The following is a 16562-nucleotide window of genomic DNA, read 5'->3' as shown; positions in this document are numbered from 1 at the left end:
ACTAACACCTCATATAGCCACCGGGCACAGATACAACAGCCCCATTTAATTCTAATTCTGCAAGCTCACTAGTGACTTGCTCAACGGTGCATCCGCTACGTAAAATGATCTGATCCACTGTAGTCATTTCAAAGCCAATGAACTTTACTAGGTTTTTATTCCCGCTGGCAAGAGGTAAAATAGCTTTATCAGCTGTTTGCTGTTCCAAATCAATCCCTAACTCCTCAAGAACATCGACAACTGAAGTAACTAATTTGGCTCCTTGCTGCAACAGGTAATGACACCCTCGAGCCAGAGGATTGTGAATAGAGCCAGGAATCGCTAAAACATCTCGATTTTGTTCCAAGGCCATTCGTGCTGTGATTAATGATCCACTCTTGATTGCTGACTCAACAACCAAAATGCACAATGATAAACCACTTATTATACGATTTCTTCGGGGGAAATGTCCAGCGATCGGTGGACTTTTCAAGGGAAATTCGCTCATTAACAGACCATTTTGAGTAATTTTCTGTGATAAAGCCCGATGTCGATGAGGATAAACTCGATCGATTCCTGTACCCAATACCGCAATTGTTTGCCCCCCGGCCTCTAAACATCCTTGATGGGCTTGAGCATCAATACCTAAGGCCAAACCACTCACAATAGTCACTCCATGAGCGGCGATGGCTTTTGCAAAGTGGCGTGCGTTTTCACTTCCAGTTACAGTCGGATTACGACTACCTACTACCGCAAGTTTAAGCTGATTTAAACAAGCCAGCTGTCCTTTAGCATATAAAACAATGGGAGGATCCGTAATTTCCTTCAATAAAGAAGGATATTCAGGTGAGTCCCAGGTAAGTAGATGATGATCATCTGCGGCACGCAACCAACTCAAATCTTCTTCAATCACCTTCATATCGAACTGAGCAATAGTATGCGCCAAAGCCTGCGGCAAGCCTGCTTGCTCGAGTTCAATCGCTGAGAGCTGGAACATGTGCTGCAAGTCAGGCCAACGAGTTTGTAGTTTGGCGACGGTGCGCGGCCCAACTCGCTCCATTCGATTTAATGCAAGATAATAGGGTAAATTACTCATGGGTTAGCCACATAATTCAATAAGTAAACAACGCGTGTTGAACGAACAATTAATGCAAAACTGGTTTTGCTAAACACCCGAAACACCATGAGCTCACCAATACGCTCAGGCGGTAATAGAATAGGGAACAGAGGATTTTTAGGGTCATTGACGGTACCTGTTTCTCTATAGATACCGAGAACATCCCCGGCTTCCAATCCATCACGGGCCCCCAAACTAATCACTGCCACACCACCTGCAGCTTCCTCAACATTTCCGCTAGGCATCCCATTTGGCATATCGATAATATAGCCCCTTACGAGAAATAGAGGTGCTTTAGGCTCAAAAAACAAATTAAATTCAGGACTATTATTAATCAGAACACTATCTTGTATTCTCACTCCTTCATTTATGCTGGTTAATAAAATAGTTGCAGGCTCACCACCTGCAATCAACTCGGCATAACCAATCAAATCAGCTCGATATCCTAAAAGTTCCTTAGTTTTTGGATCCACATAATCTTTCCCCCCTCTAAAAATGGAATACGACGGAATACCGTCTGGGGGGATTTCTCGTGATGGATGTAATCCTCGAACATAGACCTCATCTCCTTGCCCACCTAACATGTGTTCCCCTACCAATCCAACAATATAAGGGGCTCTACTGACCGCGTCCTGATCCAATATCAGCGATTCATTTAGAAAAGGCTTAATATCGCTTAAAAGTATTGCAGGAATGGGATCATCTAAAGGCAAAGCACGGACATTGGGAGATAATTTTATTGTCCCATTTGATACTACCTTAATGTAGGGTTTGGTTTTAGAAAAGCCTAAAACGAGCTCCGCTCCTGGGTATAAACGATTAGGATTTTTTATCCCGGGATTGGCATGCCAAAGCTCCTTCCATTCCCAGGGATTATTGAGATAGCGATTGGCTATAGTCCATAAAGTATCTCCTGGTTGAACCACATAACGTGCTGGAGCATCTGCTTTTAAGCTTAGTGCATAGTTCAAATTAGAGAGGAGAAAAAAGAATATAAAAAGAATAAATCTCATTAGAGTCAATCCTTTGTTGGAATATCTTGCAGCCTTACAATATATGAAGGATAATATTAACATGATTTTTGTACAGAGAACCAGATAAACAATGGCTATTCATACGATTCTATATTTACCTGACTCTCGATTAAGAGATGTTGCAAAACCCGTTACACATTTTGATGATAAGTTGCAAACGTTAATCGATGATATGTTTGAAACTATGTATGATGCTCGAGGCGTCGGACTTGCAGCACCTCAAATTGGTGTGAGTTTGCGTTTGTCCGTAATTGATATTATCGGAGACAAAGAGAATCAACTAGTTATCATCAATCCTGAAATCATTGCCTCAGAAGGCGAAAAAAAATTTGAAGAAGGCTGTCTTTCTGTCCCTGGTGCTTACGACACCGTGATTCGCGCAGAAAAAGTTACCGTCAAGGCGTTAGATCGAAATGGAAAACCTTTTGAAATTGAAGCAGAAGGCTTACTCGCAGAATGTTTACAGCATGAAATCGATCATATGAATGGCAAACTGTTTATTGATCTACTTTCTCCATTGAAAAAAGCCATGGCACGAAAGAAATTAGATAAATTCAAGCGCCAGCATGCACGTAGATAAGGTCTTGAGGGTTCTGTAAGATTTTTCATTAAAATACGTCCCTTAAAGAACGGTCCTTGATTGACAGGTAGTTACCATGAGCACATTGAACATTGTTTTTGCTGGAACTCCAGAATTTGGTTTGCCTTGTCTTGAGGCATTGTTACATTCCAAACATCATATTAAAGCAATTTATACTCAACCAGACCGTCCTGCTGGACGGGGCAGAAAACTGCAAGCTTCCGCAGTCAAAGAGTGGGCTTTAAACCAGAATATCCCAGTTTATCAGCCATTGAATTTCAAAAATCCTGAAGCCATTGCAGAGCTTGCTGCATTAAAGCCTGATGTCTTAGTAGTAATTGCTTATGGATTAATTTTACCTAAATCCGTGCTGGAAATTCCGCGCTTAGGTTGTATTAACGTACATGCTTCCTTGCTGCCTCGCTGGCGTGGCGCCTCCCCCATTCAGTCTGTTCTGCTTCATGGCGATGACGAATCTGGGGTAACGATTATGCAAATGGATGTCGGTATGGATACAGGTGCGATGCTTCACAAGGTTGCCTGCCCTATCACTGCATCAGAGACAGCGCAAACATTGCATGACAAATTGGCGCAGATCTCCGCGCAACCTTTATTACAAACCCTAGATGAATTAGCGACACACACCGAAAAACCCGAGATCCAAAATAATGAATTGGCCACTTACGCCAGCAAAATTAACAAAGAAGATGCGTGTATCAATTGGCAGCACTCAGCAACAGAAATCGACTGCAAAATTCGTGCGTTCAATCCTTGGCCAATCGCCTATACAACCCTTGGGGAAGAAACGTTGCGTATTCATCAAGCCAAAGTCGTAGACCAATCATTTTCACAAGCACCCGGTACTGTCATTCGCATCGATAAAAAAGGAATGTTAATCGCAACTGGAAATCAAAGTTTGCTTGTAGAGCGAATCCAACTTCCAGGTGCTAAAGTAATCTCCATTGCCGATTGGTTAAACTCTTCAAAAGCACAAGTACATGCAGGATTTGTGTTTAATGAATAAGAATGAACGACTGCACGCCTTAAAAATTTTAACTCAGTTATTAGCTGAGAAATCATCCTTATCACAGCTTATGCCTTCAACAGCCGAAGCCACACCCATGACCAAAGAGATTTGCTTCGGGTTTTGCCGTCATTATTTTCGTTTACAAGCCATAGCGGAATGCTTAGTACAAAAAAAACCTAAAGAACTGGAAATTTGGGTCGCATTACTCATTGGCCTTTATCAATTGCACTATATGCAGGTACCTGATTATGCTGTAGTCAAAGAAACGGTATCTTTACTTGAAAAAATCAAAAAATCCTGGGCAAAGGGTTTAGTCAATGCTGTTTTACGTAATTTCTGTCGCCAACAAAAAGAAATTCTGGTGCGTTTAAGCAATGACCCCAGATTTATTCATGGCCAGCCGCAATGGTTACTGGAACGTTTGCAAGCAGATTGGCCTGATGACTGGCAAGCAATCGCCCAAGCAAATGATATGCACCCACCCATGACCTTAAGGGTCAATGTACAAAAAAATTCAGTTACTGAATACTTACACTTTTTAAATCAAGAGGGCATTGCTGCTGAACCTCATCCTATAGCACCTGAAGGAATTACTTTAAGCAAACCTTGCGATGTGCACCAACTTCCAGGATTTACAGAGGGGCGAGTTTCCGTTCAAGACGGTGCAGCGCAATTAGCAGCCTCTTTACTGTCTTTGAAACCCGGGTTACGTCTTCTCGATGCCTGCTGCGCTCCGGGAGGAAAAACCTGTCATATTCTAGAAAAGGAACCGAATCTGTCCGCATGTATTGCTCTGGATGTTGATCCTAAACGATTGAAACGAGTTCAACAAAACTTAGATCGACTCAACTTGCATGCAAATTTAGTTGAAGGTGATGCATTAACTCCCTCCACGTGGTGGGATGGGCAACTTTTTGATCGTATTTTATTAGATGCTCCTTGTTCTGCAACAGGAGTTATTCGACGCCACTCCGATATTAAGTTATTACGTAATAACGAGGAAATTGTTAACATAACTAAAATTCAGCATAACATGCTGAATTGCCTATGGCCCCTGCTCGCAAAAGGTGGCGTACTTGTTTATGCCACTTGTTCCGTAATGTCTGCTGAAAATGAGCAACAAATCGCAAATTTTGTTGCAACCCATCCAGACTGTACGATAATTAAAGAACCTAGGGCATGGGGACACGCAACAGGGCATGGTCAACAAATTTTACCGGGAGAACAAGGTATGGATGGCTTTTTCTATTCAGTACTATTTAAGGATAAAAAATGACAATCAATTGGCCTTTAATCATTGTTTTATTCTGCTTATCCATTCCTGGCGTAGTCATTGCAATTAAACGCTTAATTTATTTTTTATTACCGGATAATTCTGACGAACTAAAGAAAAGAATGAGTCGGTTTGCCATTTTGCAAACCTTATTTATGATCTTTGTCCTCTGTTTTGCAGGCGCCGTGTTATCTCCAACGACGGGTTTACATGATGCAAGGCTTGAAGCACTTTTGCAGGGTACTGCAACAGTAAGTGTATTACTTCCTATGTTACTACCTACTGTTTTGTATGCCTTTTTCGGAGTTATATTTTTTTTAGTTCTCTATTACGGTCTCATTGCACGCATTGTTGATAAGAACAACATGGAAATTATGACTCGTATACGCACTGCCCTTGGTGTGGATGGTTGTGTTCTTTATGGCGGTGTCGTAGAGGAAATCATTGGCCGATGGGGATTAATGAATCTTGCAACATTTTTCGCACTACTCTTTACAAAGCAATATCCTACCTTGATCATTTGGATTTCAATTTTTATTAGTGGTTTGGTTTTGGTAGTAAGCCAAATCCCTGCATACATCGCTGCCGGCTGTACTTCTAACCGACGTTTCATTTACTCGCTGATTATCCTTAGCCTTTATCAGTCCTTACTTTTTGGATATTTATTTTGGCAATGGGGACTTATTGCAGCAATATTGGCCCATATGTTGTTCCATTTAGGATGGGCAGCATTTGAAAACGTAAAAAAATCGTAAAGCACTCCCCCCTTAATCTTGCCTTAACCTTGATCTTTTATCCTACAAGGGAATGTAGTCAAGGTTAGGGGGTAGGATATGGCAACAACTTCTAGTAATGAATTTGCTGCGTTGGTAAATCAATTACATAAATCACCTAACGATCATGTTTTACAACAAGCGGTGATCCAAAATTTACCTAAAATGATCGCTTTAGCTCGGGATAACCCTATGGCTTTATACCATTTAGCCCATATTTATCCACCTACATCTTCTGAGTACAAACAAACCATGCGCCAGGCTGCGAATTTGAAATGCACTAATGCCATGCTGGTTATGGTACAAATATTAGGAAACTCAAATGATGCCAAGGATCTGCAAACAGCGACTTATTATTTCAATATGATTAATAAATCTAATGATTCATACATCAAAGAACAAGCTCGATTGCTTTTGGATGAATACCCTGAACTTTCAAAAACAATACAAGAACAAGAGAAACCTAATTTAAGTTACAGTCAAGCTCGCTTCTTTTCACATCAGCGCAAAAGAGAAGAACCAATCGAGCTTATTGAGGCTGTGGCGTGTAAGGCTTAATTATAAATGTCTTAGCCTGGGTGAAAGCAAAGTCCGTAACCCAGACTCTCTTATAGAAGTATACTCACCCCCGGACATAGCCGTCCGGGTTCCAATGGACCGCCAAGGATCATGTTCTAAACGATCAAAAAGCGAAAATTCTTTTGAATCTCGTTTAAATCAAATTGATTCAAATACAAGGAAAAACTCATCCACGCACTTAACGCAGCCAAATCTTGGAATGGAGGCGGAAGATAAACAGGATTGGTTAAAATTCCACGCTCTTTAAGTTCAGTAAGTAAAGGCAAATCGTCAAGCACTAATTTTCCGGTAAATAATAAGGGAATAGACTCAACATGCTTGCGGCTGATGGCAAAACGGATGTAGTTGTAAATCAATACAAAGCCTTTAGCATAAGATAAATCTTTAGTGAATGGACCACCTGTAGGCGTACTTCCTCTGAAAACACGTACCGATTGATTGTAACTGTCTTCTTCGCTTAAACCACAATCCATAAAATAATTATAAATATCGAGAAAATCAGCCCCTTGAGTCACCATATCCAAAGCAATCACGCGATTAGTAATCTTTAACATACGACTAGGATATGAAGAAAAAGTAACAATCTCCGTGATCACCGCCAAACCTTCCTGAATAACGCTACTAGAAGGAGAGCCTTTAGAAAGAAAAAAGCAATTGGGCTGCATGGAGCCATTTAAAGTGGTTCCAACGTGAACCCAACCTTCATGCACTTCAAGATAACGAAGATCGCGATCACTAAACATGGCTTGTTGACTCAATTTAATGCTGTCTGCTCCCGCAGAAGCATCCGCAATCATATCATCACTGACCATGACGGTGACCTTCCCCGGATGTTTATCAAAAAATTGACCTAACCGTGCTTGTAGCATTTCTTGAGCCTGCTGGGGCGTATAACGTTTTACGTCGGCTTCAGACTGTAATTGGACACTAAGACCTGTTAAGACATCAAAGAGTAACGTACCCATCTCTGACATACGTGGCCCGCCCGCATAGAATACGTCGTTTGGACTGCCATACAACTCCATTGCCAATTCTGAAAATGCAGGAGTTCCTCGTTTTGAAAGCATCTGCGTAGCGCGACTGTATTCTTCACACTGACGACGTATTAAACGAGTTAAAGTGGAATACTGTCCCAGTTGGTTCTGAGTATCACGTAAAATAATCCGGAATTCTTCTTGTTTATCATGAACATCAAAAGGTAAAGGCTTTTTATCGTAATACTCTTTATCAATAGCTGGAAGTTTTTTCCCTTTATTTTTAAAAAATTCCTTCCTTATGGATTCATCCCATTTAATACTATCAAGAATCCTGATTTTACGTTGCGCTTCCACAATACGCTGCGATAACTCCTGTACAATAAGTAACTCAGCCGATTCTGATGGTGTCATAATAAACCCCTTAAGATACAGGTGGTGCGATACTTACACGTGCATTCTGGTTCTGCTCAGGCAAATCATAAAAACTACTAATATTTGCTCTCGTTAATGGCGGCGGAACTTCCAATGAGGGACCATTACGACTACTCAAGTAAAGATGTTCACCATTACTGGCATAACGACTACAACCAAAGAGTACAAGTGTTACAAAAAAAATAAAACCCAACTTTTTCACTTAAATCAACTCCAAACTCTTCATCATTTTTTCCAATGGTTCATGATGTTCTTTTGATAAACGAGTTAATGGCAATCTTAATTCATTGTTCATTAACCCCATTCTATTTGCTGCCCATTTTATTGCAATTGGGTTCGTTTCAACAAACAATAAGTCATACAAAGGCATTAATTGTTCATTTAAACGTAAGCATGCTGCATGATCACCATCTAAAGCCGAGTCACATAATTTAGCCATTAGTTTCGGAACCACATTAGCTGCTGCTGAAATATTTCCCTTCGCTCCAGCCAACATCCAGGATGCTGCAGTAAAATCATCTCCACTATACACATCAATACTGCCTTCTGAAAGACGCAAAATTTGTTGTAAACGGGTCATCTGTCCCGTAGCATCCTTTATTCCCACAATATTAGAAATCTTCGCAAGTCTGGCGACTGTTTCGGGTAACATATCACAAGCTGTTCTCGTTGGCACATTGTATAAAATAATAGGCATAGCAGCCGCTTCGGCTATCTGACTATAGTGTAAATATAGCCCTTCTTGCGTCGGTCTGATGTAAGCAGGAGTCATAATTAATGCTGCATGAGCACCACATTCCATAGCTTCCTGGGTTAATTGAATACAATCTCGGGTTGCATTCATACCAGTACCAGCAATAACAGGAATTCGTTCTTTCGCCTGATCAACTACTGTTTTAATAACGAGTAGTTTTTCTTCATGTGATAAAGTACCTGATTCACCGGTAGAACCGGCTGCAACAAGACCATGGCTCCCCATTTCAATATGAAACTCGACTAATTCTCGTAAACGTGGGACATCAATCTGATCATTCTTCATGGGTGTTAGTAAAGCGACAATGCTTCCTTTAAACATAGAGTCCTCTGGTATTATTATTCTTCATACTACTAATACTACTGGAAAATGTGGGTAAGAGTAAAATTAGAAATTTAAAAAATAATATGCAACACAAATTATGGTCATTTATTCTACATAAAATGTTTTTTTTGTACTAAAATCATAGTGAAGATGAAGCAACTAGGATTTATTGTATTGAATCGTGCTCTATCACTACAGAAATCCTGAAAACTATAAAAAGGAGTTACACTATGAAAAAAATTATTGCTCCCTTATTTTTTGTTGGTGCATCAGCTTTTATGCTTGGGGGATGCACTAATACTCAAGTAGGTACTGCCGCGGGTGGTGCTGCCGGTGCAGGTATAGGGTATGCTGTATCTGGAGGCAGCGCAGTCGGAACTGTAATTGGCGCAGGGGCTGGAGCACTTGTAGGTAATGCAATTGGTCAACAGCAAGACCGTCGTGCATACTACTATGGTCGATACTATCGCCCTTATTACTACTAATACAAATGAAGTTCCCTCTTAACCTCCAAAAGAGGTTAAGAGGTTTAATTTTGTGTAATTTCCACATCAGATAACCTAGTATCTGGCTAAACATCTGAAATCGAAACCTCCAGCAAAGTCATGGGCAAATTTAGCTGCACGTTATTAGTAAATTGAGCACAACGCACCTACTCATGTACGATGAGTTCATCTATCTCTTCTTTAACAGGGAGTCATATTAGAAAAAATATGGTTCTTTAAAAACCATTGAGACAGCTGTTTCAAATGAATTTTTTTCTATTTTTCTATATGACAACAAAAATCTTAGGAATATAAAGCAATATCAGATTTCCATTGCTATACTTCTAAAAGAATTTTTAAAATAAGCCTAAATATTTGATCATTCACTCAAAATAATACAAGGATTGTAATCATGCGCTTAAAAAACAAAGTAGCAATAATTACAGGTGCCGCCAGCGGCATAGGTAAAGAAATCGCCTTAGTCTATGCAAAAGAAGGAGCTAAAGTTGCCATTGCAGATCTCAATCTGGATCAAGCCAATCTTGCAGCAGAAGAAATAAAATCTAAAGGTGGGGAGGCTATGGCCGTTGCCATGAATGTCACCGATGAAAACCAAGTGGATAAAGGCGTAGATGATGTTGCTAAACACTTTGGTGGCGTTGATATTATGGTTAGCAACGCAGGAATTCAAATCATCAGTCCTGTGGAGCAACTGGCGTTTTCTGATTGGAAAAAGCTCATATCAATTCAATTGGATGGAGCATTCTTAACAACTAGAGCTGCGTTAAGACATATGTATGCCTCTCGTAAGGGAGGAAGCGTTATTTATATGGGCTCAGTCCATTCTAAAGAAGCATCTAAACTGAAAGCACCTTATGTGACTGCAAAACATGGTTTAATTGGTTTGTGTAAGGTGGTAGCCAAAGAAGGGGCAGCCCATAACGTGAGAGCGAACGTAATTTGCCCAGGATTCGTACGTACACCACTAGTCGATAAACAAATTCCCGAACAAGCTAAAGAATTAGGAATTACTGAAGAACAAGTTATTAAGAATGTAATGCTTAAAGATACAGTGGATGGAGAATTCACTACCACGGATGACGTAGCACAGACTGCGTTATTTTTTGCTTCTTTTGAATCAAATGCTCTAACAGGTCAGTCATTGATTGTTAGTCATGGATGGTTCATGGAGTAAGGCCTATGGCTCGAACAAAAAACAGTAAAGCTGCAACACATCATCATGTTGCTTGTTGTTTTCAAGGTGGAGGCGCTTTAGGCGCCTACCAAGTAGGTGTTTTGCATGCTTTGGACGAAGCAGGCTACTATCCAAGCTGGTTTGCAGGCACCTCAATTGGAGCAATTAATGCGGCAATTGCTGCAGGCAATCCACCTAATATACGGGTTGAAAAAATGTATCAGTTCTGGGAAACCATAGCCACCCCTTCTTTTATCGAGAGCAGGCTTCTTCCCGATGATGTTGCAAGCCGCAAAATTGAACACTTTCTCTCAGCACAAACTGCATTACTTTTTGGCCAGCCAGGATTTTTTACACCTCGTTTCCCGCCACTACTCATGGGATACTATGATGCACCGGATACCTTGAGTTTTTACGACACCAAAAATTTGAAGTCGACTCTAGAACAGTTTATCGATTTTGATCGACTCAATAATTCTGAAGAGACGCGCATAAGCATTGGTGCTGTTGAAATTTGCTCCGGCGAAATGGTTTATTTTGATTCACAAAACACAAAAATTGGCCCCGAACATATCATGGCCAGCGGCGCATTGCCTCCTGGTTTTCCAGCGGTGGAAATTGAAGGGCAATATTACTGGGATGGTGGAATTTCAAGTAACTCGCCAGCAACCTACATCTTATCTGCTAATCGATGCCCTCATAATTTATTGTGTTTTGCAATTCATCTATTTGACTCCTATGGCTTATATCCAACGTCATTGGATGCCGTAATGAAACGTCGGAAAGACATAGAGTATTCCAGCCGTTTTGCGCATGCTGTGGAAATGTATCAACAAATTCACGCATTAAAAAATACCATTCACGTTCTTTCACAATATATCCCTGAAGAGGAAAAAGGAAATCCAGAACTTAAATTATGTATGGCTCGAGGTCATCAATCTACAATTTCGTTAGTTCGCTTTTTGTATGAGCACGATGAAACTGAGTTTTCTTCAAAAGATTATGAGTTCTCCAGGAAAAGTATTATGGAGCGCATCAAAAACGGCTATACGGATGGAAAAAAAGCGGTCAAACAATCACCTTGGCATAAAAAAATACCTAGTACAACGGGCATTGCTGTATACGACATGTCGCCAAATAAACATTTAAAAGAGGAGTCTGAAAAATGAATGAAGCAGACGTAGTAAAACAAGCATTTGCCATGCCACTTACCAGTCCGTGTTATCCTCGTGGCCCTTACCGTTTCATTAATAGGGAATTTTTAATAATTACCTATGAAACCGATATCGAGTTACTACGCGAAGTGGTCCCTGAACCCTTAGAAGTAGTAGAACCAATAGTCAAATTTGAATTTATTCGCATGCCAGACTCAACAGGATTTGGGGACTATACCGAATCAGGTCAAGTCATCCCAGTATCCTATAAAGGTAAAAAGGGAAATTACACGCATGCTATGTTTTTAGATGATCTTCCTCCTATTGCGGGCGGACGAGAAATTTGGGGCTTTCCTAAAAAGCTGGCTCAGCCCAAACTGGAAGTAGTTCATGAAACCTTCTTGGGTACTCTAGAATATGGACCCATTAGAGTTGCCACAGCAACTATGGGTTATAAATACGAAGCGCTTGATGTAAAAAAAGTAGCTGAATCACTTGCTACCCCTAATTACTTACTTAAGATAATTCCTCATGTGGATGGCAGCGTTCGAGTTTGTGAGCTGGTTGAATATTATCTTGATAATGTAATCATCAAAGGTGCTTGGAATGGACCAGCCTCTTTAGAAATGAAACATCATGCATTAGCTCCTGTAGCAAATTTGCCCGTAAAGCGCATTGTAAATGGGGTACATTTATTAACGGATCTCACATTACCTTATGGTCGTGTTGTGCACGATTATTTAAAATAAAGACGATGCAAAGTTTTAAAAGGAATTTGGAGATCGTTTAAAAATGTTAATTTTAATTGGCTATGTTGTCATACTTCTCTGTGTTTTTGGGGGATTCGCTTTGGGTGGAGGCCACCTTGCTGCGGTCTTTCAACCCATTGAGTTGCTTATTATAGGTGGAGCGGCCATAGGCTCCTTGATTGTTGGGAATAGTGGTTCGGTATTAAAATCATTGTTGAAAGCGCTACCTAAGGTTTTTCGTGGGGAAAAATCCATTAAGGATACTTCCAGTAATCTATTAAGTCTGTTATACACGCTGCTAAATAAGGCACGCCAACAAGGACTTATGTCTTTAGAAACGGATATTGAAGCCCCTAAAGAAAGCGCTATTTTCAATGCCTATCCTTCAATTATGAAAAACCACCATATTATTGAGTTCATTTGTGATTACTTAAGATTAATCATCACATCAAACCTCCAACCTTTTCAACTGGAGGCTTTAATCGATATGGAAATTGAATCGCATCATGAGGAGGAAATGATTCCTGCTAATGCTTTATCCAAACTCGCTGATGCCATGCCCGCCTTTGGTATTGTTGCGGCAGTTCTTGGGGTAGTGCATACCATGGAATCGATCAATCTACCTCCACCAGAATTAGGCGTTCTCATTGCACATGCCCTGGTAGGTACCTTTTTGGGTATTTTAATCGGCTATGGGTTTGTTGGTCCTGTAGCTTCAGCAATGGAACAGCACGCCAATCAGGAGCAATTATTGCTGCAATGCATAAAGGCTACAATTTTGGCGAGTTTACACAATAACCCCCCTATTATTGCCGTTGAATTTGGACGCAAAGTATTGTTTTCCGCACAACGTCCCTCCTTTACCCAGCTCAATGAAGAAATCAAAAATTTCAAGCCGGGCGCATCCTCATCCAACTCAGAAGAAGGTTCTTCTGCGGAACCCACTCCGAGTTAATGAGGTTACAACATGAATGACAACAGCAATAAAGGAAAATCTGGCGCAACCCCGATTATTCGAAAAATAAAGAAAAATCAGCATAAGCATCATGGTGGATCATGGAAAATCGCTTTTGCTGATTTTGTAACCGCAATGATGGCCTTTTTCTTGCTAATGTGGTTGATTGCTTCTCTCAATAAAGCTCAAAAAGATGGGATCTCCGAGTATTTTAAACAACCAATGAAAATCACCTTTTTTGGTGGAGAAAATGTAGGTAATCAACAAATTAATCTTAAAGGCGGCGGACCTCAAATAAAAGACACTAATGGTCAAGTTTCAACAACAGATCACCCATCGGCTCCAAATAAAAAAGCCCAAGACATTCAAGTAATCCAATCAACTGAAGATGAAACCCAAAAACTTGAAGAATTAAAGTCCAAGATTAATTTAAGTATTAAAGAAGATCCTTCTCTTGCTGGTTTAAAAAATCAATTAATGATGGAAGTAGTAAAAAATGGATTGCGCATTCAATTAATCGACAATCAAAATAAACCGATGTTTGATGTAGGTTCAGACAAACTTAATCCGGACATGGAGCATGTCTTTGTCCAAATCGCAAAACTACTTAAGAACGTCCCCAATAAAATTACCATTGAAGGGCACACCGATGCTCATCCTTACCATAATCCTGATGAATTAGAATACACTAACTGGGAATTATCGGCCCAAAGAGCCAATGCCGCCCGTCGTGCATTGGTTAAGGCGGGTTTGGATCCCGATAGAGTCGTTCGTGTATCTGGTTTTTCATCAACTGTGCCTCTTAATCTAAAAGATCCATACAGTCCTGAAAACAGACGCATCAGCATCATTGTCATGAAGAAAAGCGCCGAAAAAGAAATGATTAAGAAGAAGTAAACAGATATAACCTGGGCTTACCCAGGTTAGGAGATGTATAAACCAAAGTTAAGAAATAGAAGCGTTCAACATCCAGCGTGCTTTTTCATGAGCCCCAATACGCTCACTAAGCAACGCAATTGTCCCTTCATCATCATGTTCTTGTGCGAGTTTAACCGCGGCGTTTAAATCTTTAACTAAACTCCCATTATCTTGAGCAAGCTCACTCACCATATGATTCGCATCAACATTGGAATCACCGTCTTTGATTGTTTTTAATTGATTCAATGCGGTAAAAGTAGCAGGAGCTTTATGCCCAAGAATTAAAATTCGTTCTGCAATTTCATCGATCGCTTCTGCCAATGCTGTATATTGCATTTCAAATAATTCATGCAAACTTTTAAACTGCGCTCCCTTAACATGCCAGTGATAATTTTGAGTTTTAAGATACAATGCGTACGTATCTGCTAAAACTACTTCTAACTTTTTAATCATTGCTCCCATCATGACTCCTGACTTTATTATTCCTCATCATTTTGGATGATACACGGCAAAAATTCCATTATTTTCAAATAAAAAACCCGCCATTAAGGCGGGTTTTTAAAGAAATAGGGATAGAGAGGGGCTTACATCATGCCGCCCATGCCTCCCATACCACCCATTCCACCCATGCCACCCATATCAGCAGCAGCTTCATCTTTCTTTGGTAAATCAGCAACCATACACTCAGTAGTCAGCATTAAACTTGCTACAGAAGCAGCATTTTGTAATGCCATACGAGTTACTTTAGTTGGATCCAAAATACCCATGTCAACCATGTCACCAAAATCACCAGTAGCAGCATTGAAACCATAGTTGTCTTTGTTTTCAGACACTTTGTTTACAACTACTGAAGCTTCATAACCAGCGTTTGATACGATCTGGCGCATTGGTGCTTCAATAGCACGACGTAGGATGTTGATACCCATGTTTTGATCGTCATTGTCGCCTTTTAAAGAATCCAGAGCTTTTTGTGCACGGATTAAAGCAACACCACCACCAGCTACGATACCTTCTTCTACAGCAGCACGAGTAGCGTGTAATGCATCTTCAACACGAGCTTTTTTCTCTTTCATTTCTACTTCAGTAGCAGCACCAACTTTGATAACTGCAACACCGCCAGAAAGTTTAGCAACACGCTCTTGTAATTTCTCACGATCGTAATCAGAAGTAGTTTCTTCGATTTGAGCGCGAATTTGACCAATACGTGCATTGATTTCAGCAGCTTTACCTTCACCATCAATAATTGTAGTGTTTTCTTTGGTAACTACAATACGTTTTGCAGTACCTAAGTCTTCTAAAGTAGCAGCTTCTAAGCTCTTACCAATTTCTTCAGAAATTACTTCACCATGAGTCAGAATTGCGATGTCTTGCAACATTGCTTTACGACGATCACCGAAGCCAGGAGCTTTAACAGCACATACTTTAACAATACCACGCATGTTGTTAACAACGAGAGTTGCTAATGCTTCACCTTCAACATCTTCAGCAATGATCAACAATGGACGGCCTGATTTTGCAACACCTTCCAATACAGACAACATGTCACGAATACTGGAGATTTTCTTGTCAACCAACAGAATGAATGGATGCTCAAGCTCACAAGTCATGTTTTGTTGATTGTTGATGAAGTATGGAGAAATATAACCACGATCAAACTGCATTCCCTCAACAACAGATAATTCATTTTCAAGACTGTTACCGTCTTCAACAGTGATAACACCTTCTTTACCTACTTTATCCATTGCACTCGCAATAATAGCGCCAATTGCTTCATCAGAGTTAGCAGAAATAGTTCCTACTTGAGCAATTGCTTTGTTGTCTTTGCAAGGCTTAGACATTGCTTGCAATTTTTTAGTAATTGCTGTAACTGCTTTGTCAATTCCGCGCTTCAGATCCATAGGATTCATGCCAGCAGCAATTGCTTTATAACCTTCAACTACAATCGCACGAGCCAATACAGTAGCTGTAGTAGTACCATCTCCAGCAGTATCAGAAGTTTTAGAAGCAACTTCTTTAACCATTTGTGCGCCCATGTTCATGAAGCGTTGATCAAATTCGATTTCTTTAGCAACAGATACACCGTCTTTAGTTACAGTTGGGGCACCATAAGCTTTTTCTAATACAACATTACGACCACGTGGGCCCATAGTTACTTGCACTGCATCAGCTAATGCATTAACACCAGCGAGCATTTGTAAACGCGCATCGTCACCAAAACGTAATTCTTTAGCCATTATCTCTCTCTCCTAATGAAACG

The 16562-nt window shown here is 40.4% G+C and carries 18 protein-coding genes; 11 read left to right on the top strand and 7 right to left on the bottom strand.

Annotated elements, in window-relative coordinates; genetic code table 11:
• Position 1: 1 nt before the first annotated feature.
• Both dprA and ACWTEW_RS03105 read right to left on the bottom strand, forming a co-directional pair.
• Positions 2-1075 (bottom strand): DNA-processing protein DprA, encoded by a 1074-nt coding sequence (dprA, locus tag ACWTEW_RS03110; RefSeq protein ID WP_454780300.1) that lies wholly within the window; start codon positions 1073-1075, stop codon positions 2-4.
• Positions 1072-2109, bottom strand: coding sequence for a LysM peptidoglycan-binding domain-containing protein (locus ACWTEW_RS03105; RefSeq protein ID WP_454780299.1), 1038 nt, complete (start codon positions 2107-2109; stop codon positions 1072-1074). Before ACWTEW_RS03105 ends, dprA begins: the two co-directional genes overlap by 4 nt.
• Positions 2110-2200: 91 nt before the next feature.
• Here ACWTEW_RS03105 and def point away from each other — a divergent pair, with 91 nt between their 5' ends.
• From def to ACWTEW_RS03080, 5 genes are all read left to right on the top strand, one after another.
• Positions 2201-2710 (top strand): peptide deformylase, encoded by a 510-nt coding sequence (gene def, locus ACWTEW_RS03100; RefSeq protein WP_454780298.1) that lies wholly within the window; start codon positions 2201-2203, stop codon positions 2708-2710.
• Positions 2711-2786: 76 nt separating this feature from the next.
• On the top strand, positions 2787-3734 hold the full coding sequence (gene fmt / locus ACWTEW_RS03095) for a methionyl-tRNA formyltransferase (protein ID WP_454780297.1): 948 nt from the start codon (positions 2787-2789) through the stop codon (positions 3732-3734).
• The gene (gene rsmB, locus ACWTEW_RS03090) at positions 3727-5013 is read left to right on the top strand and encodes a 16S rRNA (cytosine(967)-C(5))-methyltransferase RsmB (protein ID WP_454780296.1); all 1287 of its coding nucleotides are present in this window, start codon (positions 3727-3729) and stop codon (positions 5011-5013) included. The genes fmt and rsmB overlap by 8 nt, the downstream gene beginning before the upstream one ends.
• Positions 5010-5765, top strand: a complete 756-nt coding sequence (locus tag ACWTEW_RS03085) for a CPBP family intramembrane glutamate endopeptidase (RefSeq protein ID WP_454780295.1) — start codon at positions 5010-5012, stop codon at positions 5763-5765. Before rsmB ends, ACWTEW_RS03085 begins: the two co-directional genes overlap by 4 nt.
• Positions 5766-5843: 78 nt before the next feature.
• Positions 5844-6341: a hypothetical protein gene (locus ACWTEW_RS03080; RefSeq protein WP_454780294.1), complete on the top strand. Its 498-nt coding sequence runs from the start codon at positions 5844-5846 to the stop codon at positions 6339-6341.
• Between the two features lie 116 nt (positions 6342-6457).
• On the opposite strand, the gene ACWTEW_RS03075 is transcribed toward ACWTEW_RS03080, so the two are convergent.
• The 3 genes from ACWTEW_RS03075 to dapA are packed head-to-tail and all read right to left on the bottom strand — an operon-like array spanning position 6458 to position 8846.
• Positions 6458-7750 (bottom strand): flavohemoglobin expression-modulating QEGLA motif protein, encoded by a 1293-nt coding sequence (locus tag ACWTEW_RS03075; protein ID WP_454780293.1) that lies wholly within the window; start codon positions 7748-7750, stop codon positions 6458-6460.
• Positions 7751-7760: 10 nt separating this feature from the next.
• Complete coding sequence (locus ACWTEW_RS03070) at positions 7761-7973, bottom strand: hypothetical protein (RefSeq protein ID WP_454780292.1); 213 nt, start codon at positions 7971-7973, stop codon at positions 7761-7763.
• Complete coding sequence (dapA, locus tag ACWTEW_RS03065; protein ID WP_454780291.1) at positions 7974-8846, bottom strand: 4-hydroxy-tetrahydrodipicolinate synthase; 873 nt, start codon at positions 8844-8846, stop codon at positions 7974-7976. It lies immediately after the preceding gene.
• Between the two features lie 233 nt (positions 8847-9079).
• Here dapA and ACWTEW_RS03060 point away from each other — a divergent pair, with 233 nt between their 5' ends.
• The 6 genes from ACWTEW_RS03060 to motB all read left to right on the top strand — a co-directional run bounded on the left by ACWTEW_RS03060 (position 9080) and on the right by motB (position 14284).
• On the top strand, positions 9080-9334 hold the full coding sequence (locus ACWTEW_RS03060; RefSeq protein WP_454780290.1) for a glycine zipper domain-containing protein: 255 nt from the start codon (positions 9080-9082) through the stop codon (positions 9332-9334).
• Between the two features lie 412 nt (positions 9335-9746).
• Complete coding sequence (locus tag ACWTEW_RS03055) at positions 9747-10529, top strand: 3-hydroxybutyrate dehydrogenase (protein ID WP_454780289.1); 783 nt, start codon at positions 9747-9749, stop codon at positions 10527-10529.
• Between the two features lie 5 nt (positions 10530-10534).
• Entirely contained in the window at positions 10535-11698 is a 1164-nt protein-coding gene (locus tag ACWTEW_RS03050) for a patatin-like phospholipase family protein (RefSeq protein ID WP_454780288.1), read from the top strand.
• Positions 11695-12432, top strand: coding sequence for an acetoacetate decarboxylase (locus ACWTEW_RS03045; protein WP_454780287.1), 738 nt, complete (start codon positions 11695-11697; stop codon positions 12430-12432). The genes ACWTEW_RS03050 and ACWTEW_RS03045 overlap by 4 nt, the downstream gene beginning before the upstream one ends.
• A gap of 43 nt (positions 12433-12475) precedes the next feature.
• The gene (gene motA / locus ACWTEW_RS03040) at positions 12476-13387 is read left to right on the top strand and encodes a flagellar motor stator protein MotA (RefSeq protein WP_454780286.1); all 912 of its coding nucleotides are present in this window, start codon (positions 12476-12478) and stop codon (positions 13385-13387) included.
• Positions 13388-13399: 12 nt separating this feature from the next.
• Positions 13400-14284, top strand: a complete 885-nt coding sequence (gene motB / locus ACWTEW_RS03035) for a flagellar motor protein MotB (RefSeq protein WP_454780285.1) — start codon at positions 13400-13402, stop codon at positions 14282-14284.
• Between the two features lie 48 nt (positions 14285-14332).
• Here motB and ACWTEW_RS03030 read toward each other — a convergent pair whose 3' ends face one another.
• Entirely contained in the window at positions 14333-14767 is a 435-nt protein-coding gene (locus tag ACWTEW_RS03030) for a Dps family protein (protein WP_454780724.1), read from the bottom strand.
• A gap of 122 nt (positions 14768-14889) precedes the next feature.
• Positions 14890-16539 carry a chaperonin GroEL gene (groL, locus tag ACWTEW_RS03025; RefSeq protein ID WP_454780284.1) on the bottom strand — a complete coding sequence of 550 codons (1650 nt, stop codon included), beginning with the start codon at positions 16537-16539 and terminating at the stop codon, positions 14890-14892.
• Positions 16540-16562: the final 23 nt, after the last annotated feature.

The sequence above is a fragment of the Legionella stuttgartensis genome (assembly GCF_977063405.2).
This window is presented reverse-complemented; position numbering and strand designations above follow the sequence as displayed.

Excerpts from the sequence above, each read along its gene's own strand:
- dprA (WP_454780300.1), bottom strand. The coding sequence starts at position 1,075 with ATGAGTAATTTACCCTATTATCTTGCATTAAATCGAATGGAGCGAGTT.
- ACWTEW_RS03105 (WP_454780299.1), bottom strand. The coding sequence starts at position 2,109 with ATGAGATTTATTCTTTTTATATTCTTTTTTCTCCTCTCTAATTTGAAC.
- def (WP_454780298.1), top strand. The coding sequence starts at position 2,201 with ATGGCTATTCATACGATTCTATATTTACCTGACTCTCGATTAAGAGAT.
- fmt (WP_454780297.1), top strand. The coding sequence starts at position 2,787 with ATGAGCACATTGAACATTGTTTTTGCTGGAACTCCAGAATTTGGTTTG.
- rsmB (WP_454780296.1), top strand. The coding sequence starts at position 3,727 with ATGAATAAGAATGAACGACTGCACGCCTTAAAAATTTTAACTCAGTTA.
- ACWTEW_RS03085 (WP_454780295.1), top strand. The coding sequence starts at position 5,010 with ATGACAATCAATTGGCCTTTAATCATTGTTTTATTCTGCTTATCCATT.
- ACWTEW_RS03080 (WP_454780294.1), top strand. The coding sequence starts at position 5,844 with ATGGCAACAACTTCTAGTAATGAATTTGCTGCGTTGGTAAATCAATTA.
- ACWTEW_RS03075 (WP_454780293.1), bottom strand. The coding sequence starts at position 7,750 with ATGACACCATCAGAATCGGCTGAGTTACTTATTGTACAGGAGTTATCG.
- dapA (WP_454780291.1), bottom strand. The coding sequence starts at position 8,846 with ATGTTTAAAGGAAGCATTGTCGCTTTACTAACACCCATGAAGAATGAT.
- ACWTEW_RS03060 (WP_454780290.1), top strand. The coding sequence starts at position 9,080 with ATGAAAAAAATTATTGCTCCCTTATTTTTTGTTGGTGCATCAGCTTTT.
- ACWTEW_RS03055 (WP_454780289.1), top strand. The coding sequence starts at position 9,747 with ATGCGCTTAAAAAACAAAGTAGCAATAATTACAGGTGCCGCCAGCGGC.
- ACWTEW_RS03050 (WP_454780288.1), top strand. The coding sequence starts at position 10,535 with ATGGCTCGAACAAAAAACAGTAAAGCTGCAACACATCATCATGTTGCT.
- ACWTEW_RS03045 (WP_454780287.1), top strand. The coding sequence starts at position 11,695 with ATGAATGAAGCAGACGTAGTAAAACAAGCATTTGCCATGCCACTTACC.
- motA (WP_454780286.1), top strand. The coding sequence starts at position 12,476 with ATGTTAATTTTAATTGGCTATGTTGTCATACTTCTCTGTGTTTTTGGG.
- motB (WP_454780285.1), top strand. The coding sequence starts at position 13,400 with ATGAATGACAACAGCAATAAAGGAAAATCTGGCGCAACCCCGATTATT.
- ACWTEW_RS03030 (WP_454780724.1), bottom strand. The coding sequence starts at position 14,767 with ATGGGAGCAATGATTAAAAAGTTAGAAGTAGTTTTAGCAGATACGTAC.
- groL (WP_454780284.1), bottom strand. The coding sequence starts at position 16,539 with ATGGCTAAAGAATTACGTTTTGGTGACGATGCGCGTTTACAAATGCTC.